This is a genomic window from Agathobaculum sp., assembly GCF_050946325.1.
Taxonomy (GTDB): domain Bacteria; phylum Bacillota; class Clostridia; order Oscillospirales; family Butyricicoccaceae; genus Agathobaculum.
Genome location: NZ_JBMNUP010000149.1, coordinates 1 through 4,613 on the forward strand (window position 1 = coordinate 1; position 4,613 = coordinate 4,613).

The following is a 4,613-nucleotide window of genomic DNA, read 5'->3' on the forward strand; positions in this document are numbered from 1 at the left end:
CTTCCAACTGATGCAGAATCTCATCCCGCGCGCGTTCAAAATCCCTGTTTTCAATGCCGGAATTGACCATCATAATGCCCTTGGACGCGATAAACTGCGCGCTGGCATAATAGCAGAGCGACTGTTTTTCCCGCACATGCAAAAACAGACGGGAGTTGGTCGAGCCGCCGAACGCCGTTTGGAACAGCCAGTATGCGGCGGGGTTGCCGCCGGTCAGGCAGTTTCCGCCCGTCCGGAAGCCAAGCGACAGCTTGCCCTGTTTTACCGGTTCCTCTTCTATAACCTCCCGCGCTGCGTCTTTCGGCGCCGCGCGCACCTCGGTGTGCGGCATATAACGCGGTTTTTCCGCTTTTCGCTCCGGCAGGGCGGAGAGGAAAAGCGCCGCCGCCTCATCCGGCTGCATGGCGCCGCAGTAAAACAGCTCCAGCTGCGCCTCGTCCAGTGCGCGCTCATAGGCGGTATACAGCTTGTTTTCCGTAATGCGCCGCGCCTGCTCCGCTGTGCCGAGCGCCGGCTGGCCGTAGGCCTCGTCCGCGCACATCAGCTCCATCAGCCGGTGCGGCGCCCACGCGCGCGGGTCGTTCTTCTGCGCCGCAATGCGGTCAAGCAGGTTGTCCCGCTCGCCCTCGGTATAGTCCGCGCGGAATACGCCGCCGCTCAGGCACGGCTCGTACAGCATTTCGCACAGCAGACGGATGACCGATGCGGTCAGACCGCCGGCTTCCGGCGCATAGGCCTCGTCAATACAGTCCGCCAGAAAACCGATGGCCAGCGTTTCGCCTTCTTTGCGCACCATGGCCTCAATACGGGCGCCGTACTGCTCGTCCAGCGCCGCGCCAATCGCCCGCAGGTCGGGCAGGCGCGCCGTTCCGCGCCGCAGCACCTGCGGCAGCGCCGCGCGTCCCGCCGCGTCCGGTCCCCCCAGCGGCAGCAGCAACGCCGCCCGCAAAACCGCCCGTTTGAATTTCGTCGTCGTCACGCAGGTAAGGCTGACGCCCTCGCCCAGTTTTTTTCGGGTCACCTGTTGCATAGCTTACCTCATTTCCGGAAAATGTTTCCCTCGCTCTCCATTATAACATTAAATACTATAGGGTGCAAATGGACTTTTGGTGAACTTTCACTTGCGCGGCCGCTTTTTCGGTTCTGCGCCCGCGCGGATGTGCAAATTTCTCTGATTTCTCTGTTATTTTCCCTTGACAAGCCGCCGGTTATACGGTAGAATAATCACGTTCGATGTAAAGGCATAAAACTTTACACTTCCAAGGAGGCCCGCCGATGAAGAGCACACCGCTCGAAATGAGCCTGCTGTTCGATTTCTACGGCGAGACGCTCACCGAAAAACAGCGCGAACTGTTCGACCTGTATTATAATGAAGACCTTTCGCTCTCTGAGATTGCAGAGCATGCGGGCATCACCCGCCAGGGCGTGCGGGACAGCATCAAGCGCGCCGAGCACGCCCTGCATGAAATGGAGCAGAAGCTCGGCCTGGTTGCCCGCTACGGCGGCACCGAGCGCTGCGCGGAAGAGCTTGCGCACGAGGTGGAACGCTTGCGCACCTTAAACGCCGGCACACTGCACAGCAGCGAGGCGGACGAAATCGCGTCCCGCATGGCGTCGCTGCTCGAACAGCTCAGGCAGGAGGCTTAACATGGCATTTGAAGGCCTTACCGAAAAAATTTCATCCGCATTCAAGCACCTGCGCAGCAAGGGACGGCTGACCGAGGCCGATATCAAGGACGCAATGCGCGAAATCCGCATGGCGCTTCTGGAGGCTGACGTCAACTTTAAGGTTGCCAAGGATTTTATCAAGGCGGTCACGGAAAAAGCGACCGACGCCGAAATCCTCGAAAGCCTGTCGCCGGCCCAGCAGGTCATCAAGATCGTAAACGAAGAGCTGACCAGCCTGCTCGGCGGCCAGACCACCCGTTTGACCATATCGCCCAACCCGCCCACCATCGTGATGATGACCGGTTTGCAGGGCGCGGGCAAAACCACCAACTGCGCCAAGCTGGCAGGATTGCTGCGCAAGCAGCAGCAGCGCCGCCCGCTGCTCGTCGCGTGCGACGTATACCGTCCCGCCGCGATCGACCAGTTAAAGGTGGTCGGCAAGCAGCTTGACATCACCGTGTTTGAGGAAGGCCAGGGCGATCCGGTCGAGATCGCCAAGCACGGCGTTGATTTTGCACGGCGGAACGGCTATGACCTTGTTTTCCTGGATACCGCAGGCCGCCTGCATATTGACGAAAAGCTGATGGACGAGCTGAAAAACATCAAGGCTGCCGTCAAACCGACCGAGATCATCCTTGTGGTGGACGCAATGACCGGTCAGGACGCGGTAACCGTTTCCCAAACCTTTGACGAGGCGCTCGGCATCGACGGCGTGCTGATGAGCAAGATGGACGGCGACGCCCGCGGCGGCGCGGCGCTTTCGGTCAAGGCCGTCACCGGCAAACCCATCAAATTCATCGGCACCGGCGAAAAGCTGGGCGATATCGAACCCTTCCACCCCGACCGCATGGCCAGCCGCATCCTCGGCATGGGCGACGTGCTGACGCTGATCGAAAAGGCGCAGCAGAACGTTGACCAGAAGCAGGCTGCGGAAACCGCCAAAAAGATGATGGCCGGCAAGCTGACGCTGACCGATTTCTACGACCAGCTGCAGCAGATGAAAAAAATGGGCTCGATGGAAGAGATGCTCGGCATGCTGCCCGGCGTGGACCCCAAGGCGCTTGCCGGCGCAAAGGTGGACGAAAAACAGATGGCGCATACCGAAGCCATCATCCAGTCGATGACGGTCAAGGAGCGCAACAACCCCTCCATCATCAACTTTTCCCGCAAAAAGCGTATTGCCGCCGGCTGCGGACTGACGGTGGAAGAGGTCAACCGGCTGCTCAAGCAGTTTGACGCCATGCAGAAGATGACCCGTCAGCTCACCGGCATGGCGCGCGGCAAAGGCAAAAAGAAACGCCGCGGCTTTCCCGGCCTTGGCGGCATGAAGCTGCCGTTTTAATCCCCATTATTGTTTGTAAAGAAATTTACAATAGATCATTTCTATTTCAGAGGAGGTGAAACATCCATGGTAAAGATCAGACTGCGCCGCATGGGCGCAAAGAAGGCTCCGTTCTACCGCATCGTTGTTGCTGATTCCCGTTACCCGCGTGACGGCCGCTTCATCGAGGAGATCGGCACCTACAATCCCCTGACCGACCCCGCCACCGTACAGGTTGACGCTGCACGCGCACAGGAGTGGATTAAGAAGGGCGCTCAGCCGACCGATACCGTTCGCGGCATCCTGAAGAAGGCCGGCGCGCTGGACTGAGTGAGGTAGTCTAAGTGAAGGAATTATTGGCTTATATCGTCAAAAGTCTGGTTTCCGAGCCGGATGCGATTGCCATCACCGAAGAGACCGACGGCGACAGCGTTACCTTTTCCCTGCGTGTAGCGCCTGGGGATATGGGCCGCGTCATCGGCCGCCACGGCCGCATCGCAAAGGAAATCCGTACACTCATGAAAGCGGCTGGCAATCGCGAAAACAAGCGCGTAACGGTCGACATTCTCGACTAACATCTTCGTTTGGGACGGGCAGCACCCGTTTCAAACGGGGCACGCCCTGATCGGCCTTTGTCCGAAAGGGCTGCTGCGCCCAAGCACTGCAAAGATTCTTTTTTTGCAGCGCGAAGCATTTCAAATCGCCGCGCTGCGGCGATTTTATTTTATCTGTGCGTCAATTCCGGAAAAGACGGAGGAAAACTATGCCGAAAAAATTTTTAGAAGCCGGAAAAATCGTCAGCACCCACGGTGTGCGCGGCGACCTCAAGGTGCAAAGCTGGTGCGACAGCCCCGAGGTTCTGTGCGATTTCGACACGCTCTGGCTGGACGAAAAGACGTCTGTTTCCGTGCAGCGGGCGCAGGTGCATAAAAACGTGGTGCTCATGCATCTGGAAGGGGTGGACACGGTGGAGGCAGCCGAAGCGCTGCGCGGCCGTGTGCTGCATCTGGACCGCGACGACGTTGAACTGCCCGAGGATCTGGTGTTTATTCAGGATATTCTGGGCTTTTCCGTGTATGACCGCCGCGTATCGCATGAAATCGGCCGGCTGCGCGATGTGCTGACCACCAACCCCGCGCACGATATGTATGAAATCAAAACGCCGGACGGCCGGCTGGTTTATATTCCGGCCATCAAGCCCTTTTTGCAGGAGATTGATATGGAGCAGGGCGTCATCTATATTGAAAGCATTGAGGGCCTGACCGAATGATGAAAATAGACATCATGACCCTGTTTCCGGAAATGATCGACGCCGTTATGCGGCAAAGCATCATCGGCCGCGCGCAGGAAAAGGGGCTGGTTGCGGTGCGGGCGACCAACATCCGCGATTATGCGCTGGACAAGCACCACAAGGCGGATGACGCGCCCTACGGCGGCGGCCGCGGGCAGGTTATGCTGGCCGAGCCGCTTTATCTGTGCCACCAGGCGCTCTGCGCGGGCGAGCGGGTACACACGGTCTTTCTTTCCGCGCAGGGGCGCCCTTTTGACCAGGAGAAAGCGCGTGAGCTGCTCCGGCGGGAACATATTATTCTGGTCTGCGGCCATTATGAAGGCGTGGACCAGC

The 4,613-nt window shown here is 58.8% G+C and carries 6 protein-coding genes and 1 pseudogene; 6 read left to right on the forward strand and 1 reads right to left on the reverse strand.

The window, feature by feature from the left end; genetic code table 11:
- Positions 1-1,030: M16 family metallopeptidase (locus ACOYIE_RS09515; RefSeq protein ID WP_433412647.1), on the reverse strand; the 1,030-nt coding region annotated here is incomplete at its 3' end.
- 245 nt (positions 1,031-1,275) lie between these two features.
- On the opposite strand from ACOYIE_RS09515, the gene ylxM reads away from it, so the two are divergent.
- The 6 genes and pseudogenes from ylxM to ACOYIE_RS09545 all read left to right on the forward strand — a co-directional run.
- The gene (ylxM, locus tag ACOYIE_RS09520) at positions 1,276-1,647 is read left to right on the forward strand and encodes a YlxM family DNA-binding protein (protein WP_433412649.1); all 372 of its coding nucleotides are present in this window, start codon (positions 1,276-1,278) and stop codon (positions 1,645-1,647) included.
- A 1-nt stretch (position 1,648) separates the two neighbouring features.
- Entirely contained in the window at positions 1,649-3,010 is a 1,362-nt protein-coding gene (gene ffh, locus ACOYIE_RS09525) for a signal recognition particle protein (protein WP_433412651.1), read from the forward strand.
- A gap of 66 nt (positions 3,011-3,076) precedes the next feature.
- The gene (gene rpsP, locus ACOYIE_RS09530; protein WP_433412652.1) at positions 3,077-3,319 is read left to right on the forward strand and encodes a 30S ribosomal protein S16; all 243 of its coding nucleotides are present in this window, start codon (positions 3,077-3,079) and stop codon (positions 3,317-3,319) included.
- Positions 3,320-3,333: 14 nt separating this feature from the next.
- Positions 3,334-3,564, forward strand: a complete 231-nt coding sequence (locus ACOYIE_RS09535) for a KH domain-containing protein (protein WP_433412654.1) — start codon at positions 3,334-3,336, stop codon at positions 3,562-3,564.
- A gap of 188 nt (positions 3,565-3,752) precedes the next feature.
- Positions 3,753-4,259, forward strand: coding sequence for a ribosome maturation factor RimM (gene rimM / locus ACOYIE_RS09540; RefSeq protein WP_433412656.1), 507 nt, complete (start codon positions 3,753-3,755; stop codon positions 4,257-4,259).
- A pseudogene (locus ACOYIE_RS09545) lies at positions 4,259-4,613 on the forward strand (tRNA (guanosine(37)-N1)-methyltransferase TrmD); the annotation flags it as partial. The gene rimM and the pseudogene ACOYIE_RS09545, both read left to right, overlap by 1 nt.

Bases quoted from the DNA above. Each gene is read 5' to 3' on its own strand.
- ylxM (WP_433412649.1), top strand. From the start codon at position 1,276: ATGAAGAGCACACCGCTCGAAATGAGCCTGCTGTTCGATTTCTACGGC.
- ffh (WP_433412651.1), top strand. From the start codon at position 1,649: ATGGCATTTGAAGGCCTTACCGAAAAAATTTCATCCGCATTCAAGCAC.
- rpsP (WP_433412652.1), top strand. From the start codon at position 3,077: ATGGTAAAGATCAGACTGCGCCGCATGGGCGCAAAGAAGGCTCCGTTC.
- rimM (WP_433412656.1), top strand. From the start codon at position 3,753: ATGCCGAAAAAATTTTTAGAAGCCGGAAAAATCGTCAGCACCCACGGT.